This window comes from Peterkaempfera podocarpi (assembly GCF_042466665.1).
In the GTDB taxonomy this organism is placed as follows: Bacteria; Actinomycetota; Actinomycetes; order Streptomycetales; family Streptomycetaceae; genus Peterkaempfera; species Peterkaempfera podocarpi.
This window is the reverse complement of the sequence record NZ_CP162102.1, coordinates 4,678,859-4,700,711: the sequence shown is the minus strand read 5'-3', so window position 1 is coordinate 4,700,711 and position 21,853 is coordinate 4,678,859. Positions and strand designations below refer to the sequence as shown.

Here is a 21,853-nt window from a genome sequence, read left to right as displayed (position 1 = left end):
TGGATACCGTCGCGTGACCTGCTGTTCGCGACGGCACCCCCCTACCCTTGAGGGCATGACCGCTTTGGAGGAGCTGCCCGATCCGGCCACGCCGGGGGTGCACGGCTACAGCAAGCAGAAGGACGAGCACCAGAAGAGGCTGCGCCGGATCGAGGGCCAGGTCCGGGGACTGCAGCGGATGGTGGAGGAGGACGTCTACTGCATCGACATCCTGACCCAGGTCTCGGCCTCCACCAAGGCGCTGCAGGCCTTTGCGCTGAATCTGCTGGAGGAGCACCTCAAGCACTGCGTGGCCGCCGCGGTGGAGCAGGGCGGCCCCGAGGCGGACGCCAAGGTGACGGAGGCCACCGCCGCCATCGCACGGCTGCTGCGCACCTGACCGGCGCCGCCCCCCGCGCTACGGATTGCGGGGCAGCGGTACCCGGGGCGCATCGCCCTCACCCGGTCGGCCCACCTTCAGCACCTCGTCGATCCGGGCCGGTGTGAGCCGGTCCTCCCCGCTGGACGAGGCAGCGATCATCAGGTCGCCGCACATCTCGATCTCGTCGAGGGCCACGTGGTCGTGGACACCCGCACCGCGCGGAGACGCCACGCACACCACCTCCTCGTCGTCGAGCCCTCATGCCCTTGCCCTACCGGTGGTCGAGAGCCGCCGCACGCCGGACGGAGGGCGGCCCACCCCTCTTCAAGGGTAGGCAGCCGAGGCCCGCTCCACATGGCACGGACGGGCCATTTGCGCCCCACCCGAAGGGTCCGCACCGCCCCGTGTGCCCCCTGTGTCCCGTACGGTCCGCAGGAACGGGCGACGCCCCGACCCGCCGTCCGCAGACGGGGCGGGGCGCCGACGGTCATTCGGAGGCGCCGTCTGCCTTCATCGTGACGACATCACCGGCGGGAGGCTCGGCCGCCTGCACCGCGCCGCCGAAGTCCGACAGCGATGTGGTGGACGTCACCACCACACGGTCCTTCTTGGCCGTCGACCCCGGCACCGAGGAGAAGGTGAAGACCTCCACGACCTTGTGCAGCCGCCCCTGCGCGTCCAGCCAGACGTCATAGGGGACCTTCTTGACCGTGAACGTCCCCGCAGCCATCCGCAGCCCGTCGGCCCCGGGACCGCCGGTGGCGTCCGCGGCCTTGGCCAGATCCAGAGTGCCGCGGTAGTGCTTGAGAACCACTCCGCCGACCGTCTCGGTACTCAGCAGCCGGGCCGACTGGGCGCCGCGCAGCGCACCGGCCGCGGTGGCCGGGTCGGTGGTGCCGCTGCTCACCAGATTGCCGTCCGGAAGCTGCTTGACCTGGAGCTTGACCCACTTGCCCGCGGGCACCCTGGCGCCGCTGTTCTGCAGGTAGACCAGGCCCGGCAGGACCACCTCCGTCATCCTGCCCTTGGTCGCCGCACCGGGCGGGAGCAGCACCGAGACGGTGCCGATGCGCCTGGCGTAGTCGTAGACACCGGTGCCGTGGAACTCGGCCTTCTTCCCGGGGGACCTGGTGACCACCTGGGTGGCGGTGCGGGCCGAGCCGGAGTGGCCGGTGATGTCGGCGGCGCTGCGGACCGCGGTCAGCGGGTCCGCGGCCAGGTGGTCCGTGGAGGCGGCCCGCGTCGACTGCGCGTCCGCGCCGCCGACGCCGGTGCAGCCGGCCGTACCGGCCAGCGCGGCGAGCAGGACGGCCGCCGCTCCTGCGGAACCGATCGAGCGGCGCGTCCGGACGGTGGTCCGGACGGTTGTGCCGCAATCCCGACGCTTCATCAGCTCTGAGCCCCCTAGGGTCCTCGTATCCGGCCGGCCGCCCGGGCCTCTGCCCGCGGCCGTGCTGTGGTCTGCTGCCGTTCCCCGTGCCGGGGCCCACCCGCGCGCACGGGGGATTCCCCTTCCGGATAACGAGACGGCCGGTCCCGGGTTACGGCTCGAGGGGCGCACCGCCCGGGGCGCGAGTTACCGTGATGCACGTGCCCAGCGAGATGCGCCCCCGGCCGCAGGCCGGACAGGGCGCCACCGGCTGTCCCGACCGGGTCCCTCCCGCACGGAGGGACCCCGCTCTGTCCGACCCCCCGCCGCCCACCGACCGACCACCGCCCACCCACCGCCCCGTCCACCACGTGGACGTCACCGAGACCGGATCCTTCTGCACCGCCCGCTGCAGCTGTGGCTGGTACGCACCGGCCCGCAGGTCCCGCGACCGGGCCCGCCGGGACGCCGCCGAGCACTCCGCCGGCTGACCCCTTTCCCACCTCCGCCCCCTTCCGCCCCAATTTCTCCTCGGCCGCGACAACCGTTCGCATCCCGGCGGCGTCCTCCACTGCGCCGCATCCGCACAACGGACGCCGCCCGCACAGCGGGCCCCGGGCCCACGCACGACCCCCGAAGAGGTGACCGGAGATGGCCGACCGCCACACCCCCGCAGCCACGCCCCCCGACTCCACCGCAGCCGCCACCGCCCCGGGCGGCGGAGCCTCCTCAGCCGGGGAGCCCACCGGCACCGGCCGCCGTACCCTGCTGCGGGCCGGCACCGGAGCCCTTGCGGCCGCCTGGCTCGCCGCGTGCACCCCGGGCTCGGGGGGCCGTACGGCAACCGGCAGCCCCGGCGCCGACACCGTCCCCGGGACCGCGGGCACCCCTCTGACGTCCTCCCCGGCCGGCCGCCCCGTGACGGCGACCAGCGCCGCCCCCTCCCCCACCGCGGTACGCCCCAGCGACTGGACGGCCCTCTCCCGGGACCTGCACGGCACCCTGATCCGTCCCGGTGACAGCCGCTACGCCACAGCCCGCGAGAGCTTCCAGCCCCGCTACGACACCGCCCACCCCTCCGGGGTTGCCTATGTGGCGACTCCCCAGGACGTGGCCACCTGCCTGGCCTTCGCCCGCCGCTACCGGGTACCGGTGGCGGTACGGAGCGGTGGCCACTCCTACGCGGGCTGGTCCACCACCAGCGGACTGCTGGTCGATGTGAGCCGGCTGAACTCCGTCACCACCGCCCGGGGCGCCGCCTCGGTGGGCTCCGGCGCCCGGCTGGTGGACGTCTACGCAGGCCTGGCCGCACACGGCACCACCATCCCCGCGGGCTCCTGCCCGACGGTCGGAGTGGCCGGACTCACCCTCGGCGGCGGCGTCGGCGTCACCAGCCGCGCCTACGGACTGACCTCCGACAGCCTCACCTCCGCCCAGATCGTCACGGCGGACGGCCGAATACGCACCGTGGACACCAAGCACGACGCCGACCTGTTCTGGGCGCTGCGCGGCGGAGGCGGCGGCAACTTCGGAGTGGTGACCCGCTTCGACTTCCGCACCCATGCGGCGCCGGACTGCTCCTATGCCTTCCTCTACTGGCCGTGGCGGCAGGCGGCCGCCGTGCTGCGGGGCTGGCAGAGCTGGGCCCCGACCGCGGCCGACCCCTACTGGTCCAGCATGCACCTGACCGCGGACCACACCGGGCCGCAGCGGGTCGGGATGACCATCGTCCATCTCGGGTCGGCCTCCTCGCTGCAGAACGAGATCGACCGGCTGACCGGGATCATCGGTGCGGCCCCGGCGACCTCGGTGCTCCGCAGCCGCTCCTACATGGACACCATGCTCGCCATGGCGGGCACCCTGGGCTGGACCGTCGCCCAGTGCCACCTGCCCGGCACCCTGCCGGGGCGGCAGCCCTCCGGCAAGGTCGTCCGGGAGTCCTACGGGGCCCGGTCCGACTTCTACACCCGTCGGCTCACCGACGCCGGCATCAGCACCCTGCTGGCCGGTGTGGAGCGCTACTCCCGCACGGTCCCGGCGGGCGGCAGCTGCGCGGTGGCGCTGGACGCCGTGGGCGGCGCGGTGAACCGGGTACGGCCGCAGGACACCGCCTTCGTCCACCGCGACGGCCTGTTCCTGGCGCAGTACATCGCCAACTGGCCGAACGGGGCCACGGTCGCCCGCCACCAGGCCTGGCTGGACTCGGTGTGGCAGTCGATGCGCCCCTACGCCAGCGGCCAGGCCTACCAGAACTACCTGGACCCCCGGCTCACCGACTGGCAGCAGGCCTACTACGGGGCCAACCTGGCCCGCCTGCGGCGGGTCAAGGCCGCCTACGACCCGGGACGGCTCTTCAGCTTCCCGCAGGCCGTCCCCTCCTGAACCGGACGCCGATCCGCCCCGGGGCGCGGCCCGCCCGCCCCCCGGGGCACGGTCTAGGCAGCCAGGCCGGGGCCCGGCCGGTCGCCCTCGCTGCGGTCGCGGCTCGGCTCACCGGCCCGCCGCCGGCGCCCGGCCGCCACCAGCGGGCCCGCAGCGGAGCGGGCGACCGCACGGCAGAGCGGCACCAGCAGCGCGGTCGCCGGAGGGGCCAGCAGCAGGACGACCGCGGTGCCCAGCGCATAGCCGCCCAGCACATCGGTCGGGTAGTGCACCCCCATGTAGACCCGGCAGAAGCCCTCCAGCAGGGCCAGCACCAGAGCGATCAGCCCGAGCCGCCGCTCGACCAGCAGCAGCGCCACCGCGACGGCCATGGTCATGGTGGCGTGGTCGCTGGCGAACGAGAAGTCGTTCTTGCCGGGGACCAGGACGTCCAGACCGCTGTGGGACACAAACGGCCGGGGCCGGGCCACCAGGGCCCGGATCGGGATGTTGAGGATCTCGGCGACGGCGGCCGCCAGCGGCGCCCACAGCACCGCGGCGACGGCCGCGGGTGCGTCCTGGCGGCGACGGGAGCGCATCCAGCCGGTGAGGCAGAGCAGCAGCAGGCCCAGCAGGATGCCGTACTCGCCGACCCACGTGACCAGGCTGTCCACCCAGCCCGGGGCGTCCCCGGCGAGGCCGTTGACGTCGTAGAGCAGGCCGACGTCCGGGTTGGAGCCGCCAGCCGGCAGCGTGAGCACGCCGCACCTCCTCTTCCGCCAGCCCGCCCCGGGCTGTGACGCGTGGTCGTTCCCCGTTCGCCGCGGTGTTCACGGCACTGCTGGTCCGGCGGTGAGAACGAATCGGGGACGGTGCGGCGTTCCACGTCCGGGCGGAGTTATGGAAACTTGATCAGCTGTCACGGCTTCCCCACATCCAGGGCTGAGAACGGATCAGTCCTGCTCATCCCCGGACTGCGCCGGAGCACCGGAACCGTTGGCGATGACCCCGTCGCTGCCGCGGGCGGGAAGGGCCGCGGCGCCGTCGGAGGTCACCCGGGTGGCACCGATGTAGTCGGGGGTGTCGATCCGGTCGTAGCGGATCACCGCGCCGGTGTGCGGCGCGTTGATCATGTAGCCGCCGCCGACATAGATGCCGACATGGTGGATGGTCCGGGGGTCGTTGAGGTCGTGGGCGAAGAAGACCAGGTCGCCGGGGCGCAGCTGGTCCCGGGAGGGGTGCCCGCCGGCGTACCACTGGTCGTTGGCGACCCGGGGCAGCCGGATTCCCACGGTGGCGTAGGCGGCCTGGGTCAGCCCGGAGCAGTCGAAGCGGCCGCCCTGGGAAGGCAGGCCCTCGCCGCCCCAGAGATAGGGGGTGCCCAGCTTCAGCTGGGCGAAGTAGATGGCCCCGGTGGCCTGGGCCGAGACCGCGATCGGGGCGGACTGGGCGGTGAAGCCCGCGGCCAGCGAGCGGATCCGCTTCACATAGTCCTGGGTCTCGGCGTACGGCGGCACTCCGCCGGCCTGGATGACCGCGTAGGGGCCGGCGTTGTAGGCGGCGAGCATATTGGCGACCCGGTCGCCGGGGACCCTGCTGGTGTCCTGGGCCAGGGAGCAGTCGTAGGAGGCCGCAGAAGGGATGGCGTCCGCCGGGTCCCAGATGTCCCTGCGTCCGTCGCCGTTGCCGTCCACACCGTGGCTCTGCCAGGTGGGCAGGATGAACTGCGCGATGCCGTAGGCCTTGGCCGGGCTGACCGCGGTGGGATCGAAGCCGCTCTCCTGGTAGAGCTGGGCCGCAAGCAGCGGCGGGCTGAGCTCGGGGCAGAGGGTGCCCCACTTCTGGATCAGGCCCTGGTAGGCGGCGGGCACCGTGCCGGGGGCCAGTGCGAGGGCGCCGCCCGCCGAGGCGGGGGCGGCGGCATAGGTGCCCACGGCGACCAGTCCGAGGAAGGCGACCCCCACGGCCCCGGCTGCTCCGGCGGCGATCCAGGGCCTGCGGAGAACCATCACATGCCCCCTGCACATGCCTGGCCGACGGACTGACGCCACCACACAGTGTGGGGCAGGGCATTGCTCTGAGCAATCATCAGAGGTACCAGGAGTGAGCGGTATCCTCTGTCTGAGGTACTGCCCACGGGGCACATCCTGACGGACGTGTCCCACACCGCACGACGAATCCTTGAGAAGTAGCCAAGTCGACATCAAATCTGGCCAAGAATGGTCCCCGACCCTTCGCCCGAGCCCGGTGCGGGGCCTTGAATGCCTGATCAGGCGGTGAGATCTGTGTACCTGAGTGCGGAGCCCAAGAAGGGCAACATCGACACCATCATCGGCGGCATCGCGCCGGACTGGGGACCGTTCGCCAGTCTCGGAGCGGAGGCGCGGGTCATGGTCGAGGTGGTGATGGCGGTCGCCATCCTGGGTTGCCTGGCCATCGCCATCTGGGGTGCGGCGAAGCAGCGCATCGGGGCCACCGCGATGCGGGACACGTTCAGCGCCGAACAGGGGAAAGGCCTGATCATCGCCGGGCTCACCGGCGTGTTCATCATCGGATCGCTGGGCACCCTGTTCACCATTGTCTATGGGATGGCCATCTGACGATCTGATTAGTCATCCCGCAGCGCGGGGCGTACGCCCTCCCACGGCGCACACCACCCCGCATGCCGTGCCTCCCAGACGCCGGTCATACGCCCCTTGTAGCAGTCGTCCCCACCCGCCACCGTTGCTGTCATATGCCTCGGGCCCGCCCGCCCGGGCTGTTCCTTCCTTCGTCCCAGGAGGGCCACCGTGTCGTTGTCCGACGACCAGCCGCACACTCGAACGCGGCTACCGGTCGGCGACCTGCCGCCCTCTCAGCCGCCCCGCCAGGCCCGCCCGGTGCGGACCCTGCTGACCGTGGTCGGCATCCTGGTCCTGCTGGTGGTGGCGATCTCCTTCGCCAACCGCGGCAAGCCGCAACCCGGCCACGACGGCTCCACGTCGACCGCCTCGAGCGGCTCCGGCGGCCAGGCGGCACCCACCGCCGCCACCGGGCAGCGGCCCGTCGACACCTCCCGCAACGGCATCCCGGCCGGCTTCCCGCACAACGACCAGGGCGCCCAGTCCGCCGCGGCCAACTACGCCGTCGCGCTCGGCTCCGCCGACATGTTCAACACCGGCGCCCGGCACTCGGTGATCGCCGCCATCGCCGCCCCGGCCGCCGCCAACGCCCTGCAGAGCCGCCTCGACAGCGCCTTCAGCGAGCGCGCCGCCACCACCTACGGCCTGGACGAGCACGGCTCCGCGCCCGCCGGCCTCACCTTCATCAGCCGCACCATCCCGATCGGCACCCGGACCCAGGAGTACAGCGACTCCGCCGCCCGGGTCGCCGTCTGGAGCAACGGCCTGATCGGCCTGGCCGGCCAGGGATCCACCCAGCCCGTCTCGGAGAACTGGTTCACCCTCACCCTCGACCTGCGCTGGACCGGCAACGACTGGAAGGTCGCCGACTTCCGGCAGCAGTCCGGCCCGGCACCGGTCGCCGGCGACCAGCAGGCGGCGAGCGCCGACGAGATCAGGTCCGCCACCGAGGAGTACGGAGGCTTCCGCTATGCCCGCTAGCTTCCTGCTCCGCCGCGCAGCCCGCCTCGGCACCGCGCTCACCGTCCTCCAGCTCACCGTGCTCGCGGCGGCCCAGCGGGCCATGGCGGCGCCGAGCCCGTCGCCGACTCCCACCTGTGTGACCCTTCCCGGCCCGGGCAGCAGCCGCTGCGGGACCGGCAGCGGCCTTCCCGGCGACGGCACCCTCGACACCGTCACCGACCCCCTCGGCTCCCTCGCCAAGGGCTGCGCCCAGGCCGCCGCCTGGGTCATCCGCCGGCTCTCCACGGCCATCGACTCCACCACCGAGGTCGACTTCACCAACGCGGCGTTCCTCCGCCAGTACGCCGTGGTCTTCGCCGCCTCCACCATCCTCACCATGGTGCTGTGGCTGCTGGCCGTGGCGAAGCGCGCCGTCCGCGGGGCGCCGATCCAGCAGGCGTTCTCCGAGGCCATCGGCTTCCTCTGGCTGACCGTGCTGGCCTCGGCCTTCACCCCGCTGATCCTGTACACCGTGGTCACCGCCACCGACGGCATCACCAAGGCCATCGCCCTGGGCACCAAGTCGGACACCAGCACGTACCTGGGCTCCTTCGCCGACACCCTGGAGAAGGGCGACCTCGGCGGCGGCCCGCTGATCCTGATCATCGTCTCGCTGGTCGCCGTGCTCGCCGCCGCCGTGCTCTGGCTCGAGCTGCTGATCCGGGCCGCCATGCTGTACGTCGGGGCGCTGCTGGGCACCGCGGTCTACTCCGGGCTGGTCGACCGCCAGCTGTGGCAGCATGTGCGCCGCTGGGCCGGGCTGATGGTCGCCGTCGACCTCGCCAAACCGGTCATCGTGATCGTCCTGGGTCTCGCCGGGGCGATCGCCACCGACGCGGGTGCCTCGGACTCCTTCGCCAAGGTCCTCTCCGGGCTGGCCATCCTCTTCCTCTCCATCTTCGCCAGCGCGGCGATCTACCGCTTCGTCCCCGGCTTCGGCGACGACATGATCGCCATGCGCAAGGCCCGCGCCGGAGCGGTCTCGGCGGGCCAGGCGGTGGTGAACGGGCCGGCCAACTTCGTGAAGCAGGGCATCTCCACCCATGGCTCGCGCGGCGGCGGCGACGCGGCCCCGGGCCGCGCCTCCGGCGGCTCCGCGCCCGGCAGTGGCGGTTCGGTCGGTCCCGGTATCGCCGCCCACTCCACCCGTGGCACCCGCCCCGCAGCCGCACCACCGGCCCAGGCGGGCCCACCCGCCTCCGCCGCCAACCGCAGCAGCCCGACCTCGAAGGGGGTGTGACGGCCCATGACCAGCCAGCCCGTCGGCCAGTACGGCGGACAGTACGGCGGGAGCCCGTACGCCCACCAGCGCCGCACCTACCTCATCGGCAAGGCCCGGCCCAACGCCATCATCGGCCGCAACCGCGAGACCGGGGAGGTGCTGCTGATCATCTTCGGGGCCTTCCTGGGCATGATGTGGGGCCTGTGGGTGCAGATTCTGCTGCTGCGCATCCTCGGGCTGGTCGGCTTCCCGGTGCTCGCGTTCGCCGCCGTCTACGTCCCGTACCGCGGTCGCACCTTCTACAAGTGGGCGGAGATCAACCGCACCTATCGGCGCACCGTGCGCTCCGGCCAGGGCAGCTGGCAGTCCTCGGTGATGGAGGCCGGCACCCGACTCGACGGGCGCGAGGTGGAGGTCGGGCCGCCGCCGGGCGTCGGCCGGCTGCGCTGGCTCTCCGCTCCGTTCGGCCCGGACGAGGTCGCGGTGCTGCTCCATCTGGACCGGCACACGGTCACCGCAGCCATCGAGATCGAGGGCCCCGGTGTCGGCCTGCGCGACTCCGAGGACCAGGAGGCGCTGGTCGACCGGTTCGGAACGCTGCTCAAGCATGTCGCCAACGGCGACGGGTTCGTCACCCGCCTGCAGATGCTGGCCCGTACCCTGCCCGCCGACCCCGACGCACACGCCAAGGACGTGGAGCGGCGAGGCGATCCCGGAGCCCCGCCGTGGCTGCAGAACTCCTACGACCAGCTGCAGTCCATGGTCTCCACCTCCTCCGAGCAGCACCGCGCCTATCTGGTGGCGTGCATGCACTACACCCGGGACCTGGTCGCCGAGGCCAACGCCATGGGCCGTACCGCGCAGCGCCGCGCCCGGGGCGACGAGGGCATGGCCGCGGTGATGGCCCGTGAGCTCACCGACATCTGCGCCCGTCTCGCCGAGGCCGACATCCGGGTCCGGCAGCCGCTCGGCCAGGCCCGGCTGTCGTCGCTGCTGCACTCCATGTACGACCCGGACCACCCGATCGACCACATCCAGGCCATGTCCCGCCGCAACGCCTGGCCGGCCGAGCTGGACGCCACCCATCCCCAGTACCTCACCGCCAAGACCCGGGAGTCGGCGACCCGGGAACCCTGGTGCCACGCCACGGCCTGGGTGAAGGAGTGGCCGCTCACCCCGGTCGGCGTCAACTTCCTCGCCCCGCTGCTGGTCCACACCCCCGATGTGATCCGCACCGTCGCCGTCACCATGGACCTAGAGCCCACCGACGTCGCCATCGAGCGGATGCTCACCGAGAAGACCAACGACGACGCAGAGGCCAGTCGCGCGGCCAAGATGAACCGCACCGTCGACCCCCGCGACCTCGCCCACTCCGGCCGGGTGGACCAGCGGGGCGACGACCTGGCCTCCGGCGCGGCCGGGGTCAACCTGGTCGGGTACATCACGGTCTCGTCCCGCAGTCCCGAGGCCCTGGCCCGTGACAAACGCACCATCCGCGCCTCCGCCGGCAAGAGCTACCTCAAGCTGGAGTGGTGCGACCGCGAGCACCACCGCGCCTTCGTCAACACCCTGCCCTTCGCCACCGGTATCCGCCGATGACCCGCCATCACACGGCGATTGTCCGCGGATCCGCCGCACACACGCCGTCCAGCCGCACCGAGGAGCCGCCATGCCGTCCCCGCTGAGCGCGCTGACCGAGTCCTTCACCAGCTTCCTCTTCGGCAGGGTGGAGACGACCCGGCTGCCGGTGCGCACCTCCACCGGTCAGGCACAGGCCGTCTATCTGCCCACCGCCGCCCCCGGCCTGGGTGACTCCGGCGTGATCATCGGCCGCGAGGTCTACAGCGGCAAGGGCTATGTCTACGACCCCTTCCAGCTCTACGGACAGCAGCTGCCCGCCCCGCACTGGCTGGTGCTCGGCGAGTCCGGCAACGGCAAGTCGGCGCTGGAGAAGACCTATGTGCTGCGCCAGCTGCGCTTCCGGGACCGCCAGGTGGTGGTGCTGGACGCCCAGGGCGAGGACGGGGTCGGCGAATGGAACCTGATCGCCGAGGCGCTCGGCATAACGCCCATCCGGCTGGACCCGATGGCCGCCCTGGACGGCGGCATCAAACTCAACCCGCTGGACCCGGCGATCACCACCACCGGCCAGCTGGCGCTGCTGCGCACCATCGTCGAGGTGGCGATGGGACGCGGTCTGGAGGAGCGTGCCGGGTTCGCCCTCAAGGCCGCGCACGCCCATGTCCACTCCGCCGTCACCAACCGCCAGCCGGTGCTCACCGACATCGTGGATACCCTGCGCAACCCCCGGCTGGCCTCGGTGGAGCAGCTCGGGGTGTCGCTGGACGACGTCCGCGCCTGGGGCCTGGACGTGGCCCTGGTCCTGGACCGGCTGGTCGACGGCGATCTGCGCGGCATGTTCGACGGCCCCACCACGGCCGGTATCGACCTGGACGCGCCGCTGATCGTCTTCGACCTCTCCCACATCGACCGCAACTCCATCGCGATGCCGATCCTGATGGCGATCGTCGGCGTGTGGTTGGAGCACACCTGGATCCGTCCCGACCGCAAGAAGCGCATCTTCCTGGTGGAAGAGGCCTGGCACATCATCAACAGCCCCTTTGTCGCCCAGCTCTTCCAGCGGCTGCTGAAGTTCGGCCGCCGCCTGGGGCTCTCCTTCGTGGCCGTCGTCCACCACCTCTCCGACGTGGTCGACGGCGCCGCCGCCCGGGAGGCCTCCGCCATCTCAAGATGGCCTCCACCCGCACCGTCTACATGCAGAAAGCCGAGGAGGCCCGTGCCACCGGCCGGGTCCTCGGCCTCCCCCGCTGGGCCGTCGAGATCATCCCCACCCTGTCCCCCGGTATCGCCGTGTGGGACGTCAACGGCAATGTCCAGGTCGTCAAACACATCATCACCGAGACCGAGCGGCCGCTCGTCTACACCGACCGTGCCATGACCGAGGACGCGGTCGCCGAGCGCGCACGAGCGGAGCAGCAACTCGCCGACGACCCCGCCGCCTAACACCCCGGAACGCCATGACCCGTCCCGTGCCGCCCGCATCCGCCCCGACGTCCCCGCCCCGCTCCGGGATACCGGACGGGGCGGTGATCGCCCTGCTGGCGCTGCTGCTGGGCTCGGTGGCCCTGGTCTGGACGGCCACCGGGCTGGCGGCTGTGGTGACCCATGGCAGCTGGCCCGGGCATCTGCCCTTCACCCGGTCCGCGCAGGCGATCCGGCATCTGGTCACCCAGCCGCACGACCTCACGGCCGCCTGGGCGTCCACCGGGGACGACGCCGGTCCGCAGCCGCTGCCCTCGGCCACCGCCTTCTGGTGGACCTTCTTCTCGCTGCTCGTGCTGCTGACCACGCTGTTGCTGCTGGGGCTCGCCGCCCGGGCCCGGTTGCGGCAGGCCGCACGGAGGACGGCGGGACCGGTGCGGGCAGTCCCGGTTCACTGTCCACAGCCTGTGGACGAACTGTTCGCACCGATCGCCCCGATCGCCGCGGAGGCACCCGCGCACCCCGTCCCCCCGGCGGCCCCACGACCGGCGGTCCCGTCACCCAAGGCCGCAGCCGACCCGGCGCCGGCGGCCGGTCCGCACCCGCTCTCCTTCGCCGCCCTGCTCCCCAGAGCCTCGGCCATCCGCCCCCACCCCGACACCGGCCTCGCCGGACCGGGCGCCCGGAGCGCACCGGACCCCCTCGCCTACGGGGTCGCCCTGGGCGTCGACACCACAACCGGCACCCCCCTGTACGCCCCGCTGGACCGCGGCCACTGCGTCTTCGCCCCGCCCTCCGCCGCGGTCACCAAGGGCCCTGCGCTGGTCCAGCCCGCCGTCCTCCGGGCCCCCGGTCCGGTCCTGGTCACCTGCGCCGGACCGGCCACCTGGGAGGCCACCGCGGCACGTCGCGAGAAGACCGGGCCGGTCCTTGTCTTCGACCCGCTCCGCCTCACCTCGGCCGAGGCCCCGCAGCGGCTGCGCTGGGCACCCCACGACCGCTGCGACGACCCGGCCACCGCGACGGCCCGCGCCGACGCCCTGCTGCACCCGGTGGTCCCCCTGCACCGGTCCGGCAGTGCCGCCGTCCACACCACCGCCCGCACCCTGCTGCGCTGCTGGCTGCACGCGGCCGCGCTGGACGGCCGCCCGTTCCGCCAGGTGCACCGCTGGGCCGGCGGCCACGGCACCCGGGACGCGGTGCGGATCCTGCGTACCGACCACGGTGCCGCGGAGGGCTGGAGCGGCGAACTGGAGGCGGCCCTGGCCCCCGCCCAGCACGCCACCGGTGGGCAACTGATGGACGCCGCTAGGGAGTTGCTCGCCCGGACCCTCTCCTCGCTGGAGGAACTGCACGTTCTTCAGTCCTGCACACCGTCCATGACGGATCGCCTGGATGTGGAGTCGCTGCTCGCTGAACGGGGAACGCTGTACCTGGTGGCGGAGCCGGTCGAGGCGCCGCACCACCAGCCCGGTGCCATGCCGCTCCTGACCGCTCTCGCCCAGGACGTGGTCGAGCACGGCCGGCGCATGGCCGTACGGTCATCCTCCGGTCGGCTCGACCCACCACTGCTCGCCGTCCTCGACGACGTCGCAGCAGTCGCCCCGCTCCCCGGCCTGCCCGACCTGGTCGCGCGGGGCGGCGCCCAGGGGGTAGCCGCACTGGTGCTGCTGCGCTCACCGGAACAGGCCAGGGCCCGCTGGGAGGAGCGCTCCGTCCACAGGCTGTGGACAGCCGCGGCCAGCCGCACCGTACTGGGCCCGGCCACCGCGTCCTCGGTACAGGCACTGCTCGCCGCCACGGCCGACCCGCACAGCGGTGAGCGGCCCGGCCCCTCCACCACTCCGGGGGCCGGTCGGGGGGCGGCCTCCGCAGCGGAGGGTGAGGCCGTCGTACTGCACCCCGCCTCCGGGCTGCTGGCTACTGTCCGTTTCCACCGGGGAGGGTGAAGGCAGCCCTCAGCAGCCGTCGTCATGAGCGCGCCATTCCGTTCAACCGCGGGAATCGTCCTGACAATTCGTCTCACATGGGGGTCATAGCGCCCCGATTCGACACGCTCAGCCACGAGTTGTACACGAACCCGCCACGAATTCCGAAACCGATATGACTCGTCAGTAATTTCCTCTTCCGTGACGGCCCCAAGTCCAGCAACATGGGCAGCCCCAACCCACCAGATCGATGGGCGCCCCCGGGCAGCGGCAGGCCGCACTCCATTCGGCCTGCCCTCAAGGCCGGGCTGAACCAGACCGCGTGACCATGCGTCACTACCTGGCACGGGAGCGCCGCAGGACGAGGAGTCGAGAGGGTGTCTCAGCTCCATCGCTTCGACCGGTTCGATGGATTCGACCGGATCCGCCCCAGGGAGACCGCTAGCAGCGACCAGACCCTCTGGGGCGAGGCGAGCCTGGACGCTCCCCCCTGCACCACCCTGGCCGACGCCGAACTGAGCCGTCTGGTCCGCAGCGACGAACCCATCGCGCTGGAGGCCGTCGACGAACTGCGCCGCCGTCACTTCGGGGCGGTGCTCGCCTACGCCCGCATCTGCACCCGGGACGCGCACGCGGCCGAGGAACTCGCCGACGAGGCCTTCGACCGCGCCCAGAAGGCCGTCCAGGCCTCCGGAGGACCCCGGGAGTCCTGGCGGCACCAGCTGCTGGTCCTGGTGCGGCGCTCAGCAGCCGCCTGGGCCACCGACGGGCGTCGGGCCGACCTCACCGCCGACTTCACCGACTGGCTGGACCGCGCCTCCGTCGGCACACCGGACGGCCGCACCGACCCGGACTCCATCGAGTCCGCCACCCCCATGCCGGCCGCCTTCCGCGCCCTCCCGGAACGCACGCAGGCAATCCTCTGGCACGCGGTGGTCGAGGAGGACGACGACGCCGAGACCGGCCAGCTGCTGGGCCTGGAACCGCAGAGCGTCCCCTACCTCCGGGAGAAGGCCCGCGAGGCCTACCGGGACGCCTACCTCCAGGCCCAGACCCAGCGCCACACCGACGAGGAGTGCCGCCGCTTCAGCGGCCTGGTGGAGGCCGCCGCGCGCCGCTCCGGCGTCCACCAGAGCGAGGACCTGGACCGCCATCTGGCCGACTGCCCGCAGTGCTCACAGGTGCTCACCGATCTGGTCGGCATGAGCGAACGCCCCGATGCCGTGCTCGCCGAAGGGCTCCTGGTCTGGGGCGGTGCCGCCTATGTCGCGGCCCGACTGGCCAGATCCGTCACCGGCCGCACCATCGCCGTACGCAATCCGCGGGCCCTGCTGCCCCGCCGCGGGGCCGGGGTCGCACCGGCCTCGCCACCCCCGGCCACCGGGGCGGAGTCCACCGCCGGCAACGGACGCCCGTACGGCGCCTTCGTCACCGACCACCGCGGCGGCCTACCGCGGGGCCGCCGACTGCTGCGGATCGCCCGTCAGTTCCCGGCGGTGAGCGCCACGGCCGCCGTGGTGGTCATCGCGGCCACCGCCGCCACCACCATCGTCACCCTGGTCCCCTCCAACAGCAGTGCTGCAGCAGACGGCACCGATCCTCTGGGAGTGCCCCCGCTGGTCATCTCGCGGACGACCGCCTTTGCGACCGTGACGGCCACCGTCTCGATGGCCCCGCCACCCCCGTCGGCGACCGCCGCCTCGGCGTCGGCCAGTGCCTCCCACCCCGCGAAGCCCAGCCATCGGCCCACCGCCACGGCGACCGCCTCCGCCCGGCCGACGGCGGGCGCCACCGGCGCCCCCATCCCGCCGCACCGACCCGTGGCTCCACCTACAGCGAGCTGGTCAACGTACGCTCAGGCCTCTGCTTGGATGTCCAGGACCAGTTCCCGGACCAGGGTGCCGATGTCATCGTGCACAGCTGCACCGGTGCCACCACCCAGAAGTGGTTCCTGGACTCGGACCACCTGTTCCACAACTACGCCAATCCTGACTTCTGCCTGGACTCACGGGGTGACACCGACCGCGGTGTCGGGGTCTGGGGCTGCGACTCGGCCTCCGGCAGCCATGGCGACAATCTGCGGTTCCAACTGGCCGGGGACGGCTCCATCCGCCCCTTCATCGACGACCGCTTCGCGGTCACTCCCACGGGCGACAACTCAGGCGACGACGTGGCCCTGGAGTGGGCCGAGGGCCGCACCGACCAGGCCTGGCGGGCCGGCGCGACCGCCGTGCTCCAGAGCTGAGGCATACGGGGCCCGGACATGCAGAAAGCCCCGTTCCGGGACCGTGAGGTCCCGGAACGGGGCTTCCTTAAAGATTGTTCGGCGGCGTCCTACTCTCCCACAGGGTCCCCCCTGCAGTACCATCGGCGCTGTAAGGCTTAGCTTCCGGGTTCGGAATGTAACCGGGCGTTTCCCTCACGCTATGACCACCGAAACACTATGAAACTCTCAACCCGACCCCCGAAGGGGCAGGGTCGGTCGTTGTTTCAGAACAACACAGTGGACGCGTAGCAACTATGGACAAGCCCTCGGCCTATTAGTACCGGTCAGCTCCACCCATTACTGGGCTTCCACACCCGGCCTATCAACCCCATCGTCTATGGGGAGCCTTACCCACTCAAGGTGGTGGGAGCCCTCATCTCGAAGCAGGCTTCCCGCTTAGATGCTTTCAGCGGTTATCCCTCCCGAACGTAGCCAACCAGCCATGCCCTTGGCAGAACAACTGGCACACCAGAGGTTCGTCCGTCCCGGTCCTCTCGTACTAGGGACAGCCCTTCTCAAGACTCCTACGCGCACAGCGGATAGGGACCGAACTGTCTCACGACGTTCTAAACCCAGCTCGCGTACCGCTTTAATGGGCGAACAGCCCAACCCTTGGGACCTACTCCAGCCCCAGGATGCGACGAGCCGACATCGAGGTGCCAAACCATCCCGTCGATATGGACTCTTGGGGAAGATCAGCCTGTTATCCCCGGGGTACCTTTTATCCGTTGAGCGACGGCGCTTCCACAAGCCACCGCCGGATCACTAGTCCCTGCTTTCGCACCTGCTCGACCCGTCGGTCTCACAGTCAAGCTCCCTTGTGCACTTACACTCAACACCTGATTGCCAACCAGGCTGAGGGAACCTTTGGGCGCCTCCGTTACCCTTTAGGAGGCAACCGCCCCAGTTAAACTACCCACCAGACACTGTCCCTGATCCGGATCACGGACCCAGGTTAGACATCCAGCACGACCAGAGTGGTATTTCAACGATGACTCCACAACCACTGGCGTGGCCGCTTCACAGTCTCCCACCTATCCTACACAAGCCGAACCGAACACCAATATCAAGCTATAGTAAAGGTCCCGGGGTCTTTCCGTCCTGCTGCGCGAAACGAGCATCTTTACTCGTAATGCAATTTCACCGGGCCCGTGGTTGAGACAGTCGAGAAGTCGTTACGCCATTCGTGCAGGTCGGAACTTACCCGACAAGGAATTTCGCTACCTTAGGATGGTTATAGTTACCACCGCCGTTTACTGGCGCTTAAGTTCTCAGCTTCGCCCCGACGAATCGAGACTAACCGGTCCCCTTAACGTTCCAGCACCGGGCAGGCGTCAGTCCGTATACATCGCCTTACGGCTTCGCACGGACCTGTGTTTTTAGTAAACAGTCGCTTCTCGCTGGTCTCTGCGGCCACCACCAGCTCAGGGAGAAAATCCCCTCACCAGCAATGGCCCCCCTTCTCCCGAAGTTACGGGGGCATTTTGCCGAGTTCCTTAACCACGGTTCACCCGAACGCCTCGGTATTCTCTACCTGACCACCTGAGTCGGTTTGGGGTACGGGCCGCCATGAAACTCGCTAGAGGCTTTTCTCGACAGCATAGGATCATCCACTTCACCACAATCGGCTCGGCATCAGGTCTCAGCCTCATGAGTGGCGGATTTGCCTACCACTCGGCCTACACCCTTACCCCGGGACAACCACCGCCCGGGATGGACTACCTTCCTGCGTCACCCCATCGCTCACCTACTACCAGCTCGGGCCACCGGCTCCACCACTCCCCCTCACTCCGAAGAGATCAGAGGCGGCTTCACGGGCTTAGCATCACTGGGTTCGACGCTGGCGCTTCATAGCGGGTACGGGAATATCAACCCGTTGTCCATCGACTACGCCTGTCGGCCTCGCCTTAGGTCCCGACTTACCCTGGGCAGATCAGCTTGACCCAGGAACCCTTGGTCAATCGGCGCAAGAGTTTCCCACTCTTGTATCGCTACTCATGCCTGCATTCTCACTCGTATACCGTCCACGACTGGCTCCCGCCGCCGCTTCACCCGGCACACGACGCTCCCCTACCCACCCACACCTTCGTTGGAAGTATTGTGTGAGTGACACGGCTTCGGCGGTGTACTTGAGCCCCGCTACATTGTCGGCGCGGAATCACTTGACCAGTGAGCTATTACGCACTCTTTCAAGGGTGGCTGCTTCTAAGCCAACCTCCTGGTTGTCTCTGCGACTCCACATCCTTTCCCACTTAGCACACGCTTAGGGGCCTTAGCCGGTGTTCTGGGCTGTTTCCCTCTCGACCACGGAGCTTATCCCCCGCAGTCTCACTGCCGTGCTCTCACTTACCGGCATTCGGAGTTTGGCTAAGGTCAGTAACCCGGTGAGGCCCATCGCCTATCCAGTGCTCTACCTCCGGCAAGAAACACACGACGCTGCACCTAAATGCATTTCGGGGAGAACCAGCTATCACGGAGTTTGATTGGCCTTTCACCCCTAACCACAGGTCATCCCCCAGGTTTTCAACCCTGGTGGGTTCGGGCCTCCACACGGTCTTACCCGCGCTTCACCCTGCCCATGGCTAGATCACTCCGCTTCGGGTCTTGGGCATGCGACTCAAACGCCCTATTCGGACTCGCTTTCGCTACGGCTACCCCACACGGGTTAACCTCGCCACACACCGCAAACTCGCAGGCTCATTCTTCAAAAGGCACGCAGTCACGGCCCGCCAGCAAGCTGACGAACGACGCTCCCACGGCTTGTAGGCACACGGTTTCAGGTACTATTTCACTCCGCTCCCGCGGTACTTTTCACCATTCCCTCACGGTACTATCCGCTATCGGTCACCAGGGAATATTTAGGCTTAGCGGGTGGTCCCGCCAGATTCACACGGGATTTCTCGGGCCCCGTGCTACTTGGGTGTTCTTCAAGCGAGCCGTACAGATTTCGTCTACGGGGGTCTTACCCTCTACGCCGGGCCTTTCGCATGCCCTTCGACTACCCATACGGTTTCTGACTCGCCGACCGGCCGGCAGACCGATCAAGAAAAACCCACAACCCCGCACGCGCAACCCCTGCCGGGTATCACACACATACGGTTTAGCCTCATCCGGTTTCGCTCGCCACTACTCCCGGAATCACGGTTGTTTTCTCTTCCTGCGGGTACTGAGATGTTTCACTTCCCCGCGTTCCCTCCACACTGCCTATGTGTTCAGCAGCGGGTGACAGCCCATGACGACTGCCGGGTTTCCCCATTCGGACACCCCCGGATCACAGCTCGGTTGACAGCTCCCCGGGGCCTATCGCGGCCTCCCACGTCCTTCATCGGTTCCTGGTGCCAAGGCATCCACCGTGCGCCCTTAAAAACTTGGCCACAGATGCTCGCGTCCACTGTGCAGTTCTCAAACAACGACCAGCCACCCACCTCACCCAGCATGGGACCGGCACCAAGGAAACCAAAAACCCGTTCCCTCAGGACCCAACAGCGCGCCCAACCAGACCCCCACCCCGAAAACCGCGTTCCACACGCCGAAGCGCAGTACTAACAGCCCCAAGACCAAGAGACCAGGCCGAATATTCAACGTTCCACCCATGAGCAACCACACGAGGACATTCGCCCCGAGCTGGCCATATGCTCCTTAGAAAGGAGGTGATCCAGCCGCACCTTCCGGTACGGCTACCTTGTTACGACTTCGTCCCAATCGCTGGTCCCACCTTCGACGGCTCCCCCCACAAGGGTTGGGCCACCGGCTTCGGGTGTTACCGACTTTCGTGACGTGACGGGCGGTGTGTACAAGGCCCGGGAACGTATTCACCGCAGCATGCTGATCTGCGATTACTAGCGACTCCGACTTCATGGGGTCGAGTTGCAGACCCCAATCCGAACTGAGGCCGGCTTTTTGGGATTCGCTCCACCTCGCGGTATCGCAGCCCATTGTACCGACCATTGTAGCACGTGTGCAGCCCAAGACATAAGGGGCATGATGATTTGACGTCGTCCCCACCTTCCTCCGAGTTGACCCCGGCAGTCTCCTGTGAGTCCCCGACATTACTCGCTGGCAACACAGAACAAGGGTTGCGCTCGTTGCGGGACTTAACCCAACATCTCACGACACGAGCTGACGACAACCATGCACCACCTGTACACCGACCACAAGGGGGACCGTATCTCTACGGTTTTCCGGCGTATGTCAAGCCTTGGTAAGGTTCTTCGCGTTGCGTCGAATTAAGCCACATGCTCCGCCGCTTGTGCGGGCCCCCGTCAATTCCTTTGAGTTTTAGCCTTGCGGCCGTACTCCCCAGGCGGGGAACTTAATGCGTTAGCTGCGGCACGGACGACGTGGAATGTCGCCCACACCTAGTTCCCAACGTTTACGGCGTGGACTACCAGGGTATCTAATCCTGTTCGCTCCCCACGCTTTCGCTCCTCAGCGTCAGTATCGGCCCAGAGATCCGCCTTCGCCACCGGTGTTCCTCCTGATATCTGCGCATTTCACCGCTACACCAGGAATTCCGATCTCCCCTACCGAACTCTAGCCTGCCCGTATCGAATGCAGACCCGGGGTTAAGCCCCGGGCTTTCACATCCGACGCGACAGGCCGCCTACGAGCTCTTTACGCCCAATAATTCCGGACAACGCTCGCACCCTACGTATTACCGCGGCTGCTGGCACGTAGTTAGCCGGTGCTTCTTCTGCAGGTACCGTCACTTGCGCTTCTTCCCTGCTGAAAGAGGTTTACAACCCGAAGGCCGTCATCCCTCACGCGGCGTCGCTGCATCAGGCTTTCGCCCATTGTGCAATATTCCCCACTGCTGCCTCCCGTAGGAGTCTGGGCCGTGTCTCAGTCCCAGTGTGGCCGGTCGCCCTCTCAGGCCGGCTACCCGTCGTCGCCTTGGTAGGCCATCACCCCACCAACAAGCTGATAGGCCGCGGGCTCATCCTGCACCGCCGGAGCTTTCCACGCACCCCCATGCAGGAGTGCGTCATATCCGGTATTAGCACCGGTTTCCCGGTGTTGTCCCAGAGTGCAGGGCAGATTGCCCACGTGTTACTCACCCGTTCGCCACTGATCCACCCCGAAGGGCTTCACCGTTCGACTTGCATGTGTTAAGCACGCCGCCAGCGTTCGTCCTGAGCCAGGATCAAACTCTCCGTGAATGCTTAGATCCACGAGAGCGGCACGGCATCCGGCGGAATAAGCCGAACCCGCGCACAGCGTCCTCGCTGTACTTCATTCAAAGGAACCCAAAGGGTTCAAAAATCTGGCGTTGAATTTTGGCACGCTGTTGAGTTCTCAAGGAACGGACGCTTCCATCGAAACCCTTCCGGGCCCCTCCGGGCGCTTCCCTTCTTCGTGTCTCCAGCTTATCAGATCCGCTTACCGCTTTTCCGACCCCCGCTGGCGGGGTTACTTCTTCACTGCTTCTTACTGCATTTCCTTCGGCCTTTCGGCGCTTTCCGACTCTATCAGATCTCTCTGTCGAGTCTTTCCGCGTGTCCCGGCCTCGGAACGGATTGAACCTTAGCGAACAACACCCGAGCGGGTCCAATTCGCCGAATTCCTCGAATCCGCACACGGCTCCGCAGACGGCAGACGGACGGATCCGACGCCGCAGCGATCGAGCTTGGGTGGTGATGAGAGGAAGTCCGCCTCGGGACCGTCCGTGCAGAGCGCGCGTCCGGGTCTCCCTGTCAGGCAGCCCGACGTACGTTAGGCAC

14 protein-coding genes, 3 rRNA genes and 2 pseudogenes are annotated in these 21,853 nt (G+C 68.9%); 10 read left to right on the top strand and 9 right to left on the bottom strand.

Annotation, left to right across the window (positions count from 1 at the left end; translation table 11 throughout):
• Positions 1-55: 55 nt before the first annotated feature.
• Positions 56-379, top strand: coding sequence for a metal-sensitive transcriptional regulator (locus tag AB0761_RS20655; protein WP_377270564.1), 324 nt, complete (start codon positions 56-58; stop codon positions 377-379).
• Between the two features lie 18 nt (positions 380-397).
• On the opposite strand, the gene AB0761_RS20650 is transcribed toward AB0761_RS20655, so the two are convergent.
• A complete protein-coding gene (locus AB0761_RS20650) occupies positions 398-592 on the bottom strand; it encodes a hypothetical protein (RefSeq protein ID WP_377270563.1) in 195 nt (64 codons plus the stop codon).
• 256 nt (positions 593-848) lie between these two features.
• Complete coding sequence (locus AB0761_RS20645) at positions 849-1,751, bottom strand: hypothetical protein (protein ID WP_377270562.1); 903 nt, start codon at positions 1,749-1,751, stop codon at positions 849-851.
• Positions 1,752-1,951: 200 nt separating this feature from the next.
• On the opposite strand from AB0761_RS20645, the gene AB0761_RS20640 reads away from it, so the two are divergent.
• The gene (locus AB0761_RS20640; RefSeq protein WP_377270561.1) at positions 1,952-2,221 is read left to right on the top strand and encodes a hypothetical protein; all 270 of its coding nucleotides are present in this window, start codon (positions 1,952-1,954) and stop codon (positions 2,219-2,221) included.
• A 160-nt stretch (positions 2,222-2,381) separates the two neighbouring features.
• On the top strand, positions 2,382-4,112 hold the full coding sequence (locus tag AB0761_RS20635) for an FAD-binding oxidoreductase (protein ID WP_377270560.1): 1,731 nt from the start codon (positions 2,382-2,384) through the stop codon (positions 4,110-4,112).
• Positions 4,113-4,165: 53 nt separating this feature from the next.
• Here the strand turns inward: AB0761_RS20635 and AB0761_RS20630 are convergent, their stop codons facing one another.
• Both AB0761_RS20630 and AB0761_RS20625 read right to left on the bottom strand, forming a co-directional pair.
• Positions 4,166-4,852 carry a phosphatase PAP2 family protein gene (locus AB0761_RS20630; RefSeq protein ID WP_377270559.1) on the bottom strand — a complete coding sequence of 229 codons (687 nt, stop codon included), beginning with the start codon at positions 4,850-4,852 and terminating at the stop codon, positions 4,166-4,168.
• A gap of 192 nt (positions 4,853-5,044) precedes the next feature.
• A complete protein-coding gene (locus AB0761_RS20625; protein ID WP_377270558.1) occupies positions 5,045-6,100 on the bottom strand; it encodes an NlpC/P60 family protein in 1,056 nt (351 codons plus the stop codon).
• Between the two features lie 276 nt (positions 6,101-6,376).
• Between AB0761_RS20625 and AB0761_RS20620 the strand changes: the two genes are divergently transcribed.
• From AB0761_RS20620 to AB0761_RS20595, 6 genes and pseudogenes are all read left to right on the top strand, one after another.
• The gene (locus AB0761_RS20620; RefSeq protein WP_055591351.1) at positions 6,377-6,691 is read left to right on the top strand and encodes a hypothetical protein; all 315 of its coding nucleotides are present in this window, start codon (positions 6,377-6,379) and stop codon (positions 6,689-6,691) included.
• Positions 6,692-6,880: 189 nt separating this feature from the next.
• Entirely contained in the window at positions 6,881-7,693 is an 813-nt protein-coding gene (locus tag AB0761_RS20615) for a hypothetical protein (RefSeq protein WP_377270557.1), read from the top strand.
• Positions 7,683-8,954, top strand: coding sequence for a hypothetical protein (locus AB0761_RS20610; RefSeq protein ID WP_377270556.1), 1,272 nt, complete (start codon positions 7,683-7,685; stop codon positions 8,952-8,954). The genes AB0761_RS20615 and AB0761_RS20610 overlap by 11 nt, the downstream gene beginning before the upstream one ends.
• Positions 8,955-8,960: 6 nt before the next feature.
• Positions 8,961-10,535 carry an SCO6880 family protein gene (locus AB0761_RS20605; protein WP_377270555.1) on the top strand — a complete coding sequence of 525 codons (1,575 nt, stop codon included), beginning with the start codon at positions 8,961-8,963 and terminating at the stop codon, positions 10,533-10,535.
• A gap of 70 nt (positions 10,536-10,605) precedes the next feature.
• Positions 10,606-11,960: pseudogene (locus AB0761_RS20600) on the top strand (ATP-binding protein).
• A 14-nt stretch (positions 11,961-11,974) separates the two neighbouring features.
• Positions 11,975-13,888 carry a TraM recognition domain-containing protein gene (locus tag AB0761_RS20595; RefSeq protein ID WP_377270554.1) on the top strand — a complete coding sequence of 638 codons (1,914 nt, stop codon included), beginning with the start codon at positions 11,975-11,977 and terminating at the stop codon, positions 13,886-13,888.
• Positions 13,889-14,610: 722 nt separating this feature from the next.
• On the opposite strand, the gene AB0761_RS20590 is transcribed toward AB0761_RS20595, so the two are convergent.
• Both AB0761_RS20590 and AB0761_RS20585 read right to left on the bottom strand, forming a co-directional pair.
• A complete protein-coding gene (locus tag AB0761_RS20590; RefSeq protein WP_377270553.1) occupies positions 14,611-15,021 on the bottom strand; it encodes a hypothetical protein in 411 nt (136 codons plus the stop codon).
• 329 nt (positions 15,022-15,350) lie between these two features.
• Positions 15,351-15,659 carry a hypothetical protein gene (locus AB0761_RS20585; RefSeq protein WP_377274555.1) on the bottom strand — a complete coding sequence of 103 codons (309 nt, stop codon included), beginning with the start codon at positions 15,657-15,659 and terminating at the stop codon, positions 15,351-15,353.
• 42 nt (positions 15,660-15,701) lie between these two features.
• Between AB0761_RS20585 and AB0761_RS20580 the strand changes: the two are divergent.
• Positions 15,702-16,112, top strand: a pseudogene (locus AB0761_RS20580) (ricin-type beta-trefoil lectin domain protein); the annotation flags it as partial.
• 76 nt (positions 16,113-16,188) lie between these two features.
• On the opposite strand, the gene rrf reads toward AB0761_RS20580, so the two are convergent.
• The 3 genes from rrf to AB0761_RS20565 all read right to left on the bottom strand — a co-directional run bounded on the left by rrf (position 16,189) and on the right by AB0761_RS20565 (position 21,292).
• Positions 16,189-16,305: ribosomal RNA gene (rrf, locus tag AB0761_RS20575) — 5S ribosomal RNA — on the bottom strand.
• Positions 16,306-16,387: 82 nt separating this feature from the next.
• A 23S ribosomal RNA gene (locus tag AB0761_RS20570) occupies positions 16,388-19,507 on the bottom strand.
• 269 nt (positions 19,508-19,776) lie between these two features.
• Positions 19,777-21,292, bottom strand: a 16S ribosomal RNA gene (locus tag AB0761_RS20565).
• Together the 16S, 23S and 5S rRNA genes form the textbook arrangement of a ribosomal RNA operon.
• Positions 21,293-21,853: the final 561 nt, after the last annotated feature.

Bases quoted from the DNA above. Each gene is read 5' to 3' on its own strand.
- AB0761_RS20655 (WP_377270564.1), top strand. From the start codon at position 56: ATGACCGCTTTGGAGGAGCTGCCCGATCCGGCCACGCCGGGGGTGCAC.
- AB0761_RS20645 (WP_377270562.1), bottom strand. From the start codon at position 1,751: ATGAAGCGTCGGGATTGCGGCACAACCGTCCGGACCACCGTCCGGACG.
- AB0761_RS20635 (WP_377270560.1), top strand. From the start codon at position 2,382: ATGGCCGACCGCCACACCCCCGCAGCCACGCCCCCCGACTCCACCGCA.
- AB0761_RS20625 (WP_377270558.1), bottom strand. From the start codon at position 6,100: ATGGTTCTCCGCAGGCCCTGGATCGCCGCCGGAGCAGCCGGGGCCGTG.
- AB0761_RS20610 (WP_377270556.1), top strand. From the start codon at position 7,683: ATGCCCGCTAGCTTCCTGCTCCGCCGCGCAGCCCGCCTCGGCACCGCG.
- AB0761_RS20605 (WP_377270555.1), top strand. From the start codon at position 8,961: ATGACCAGCCAGCCCGTCGGCCAGTACGGCGGACAGTACGGCGGGAGC.
- AB0761_RS20595 (WP_377270554.1), top strand. From the start codon at position 11,975: ATGACCCGTCCCGTGCCGCCCGCATCCGCCCCGACGTCCCCGCCCCGC.
- AB0761_RS20590 (WP_377270553.1), bottom strand. From the start codon at position 15,021: ATGGCGGTCCAGGTCCTCGCTCTGGTGGACGCCGGAGCGGCGCGCGGC.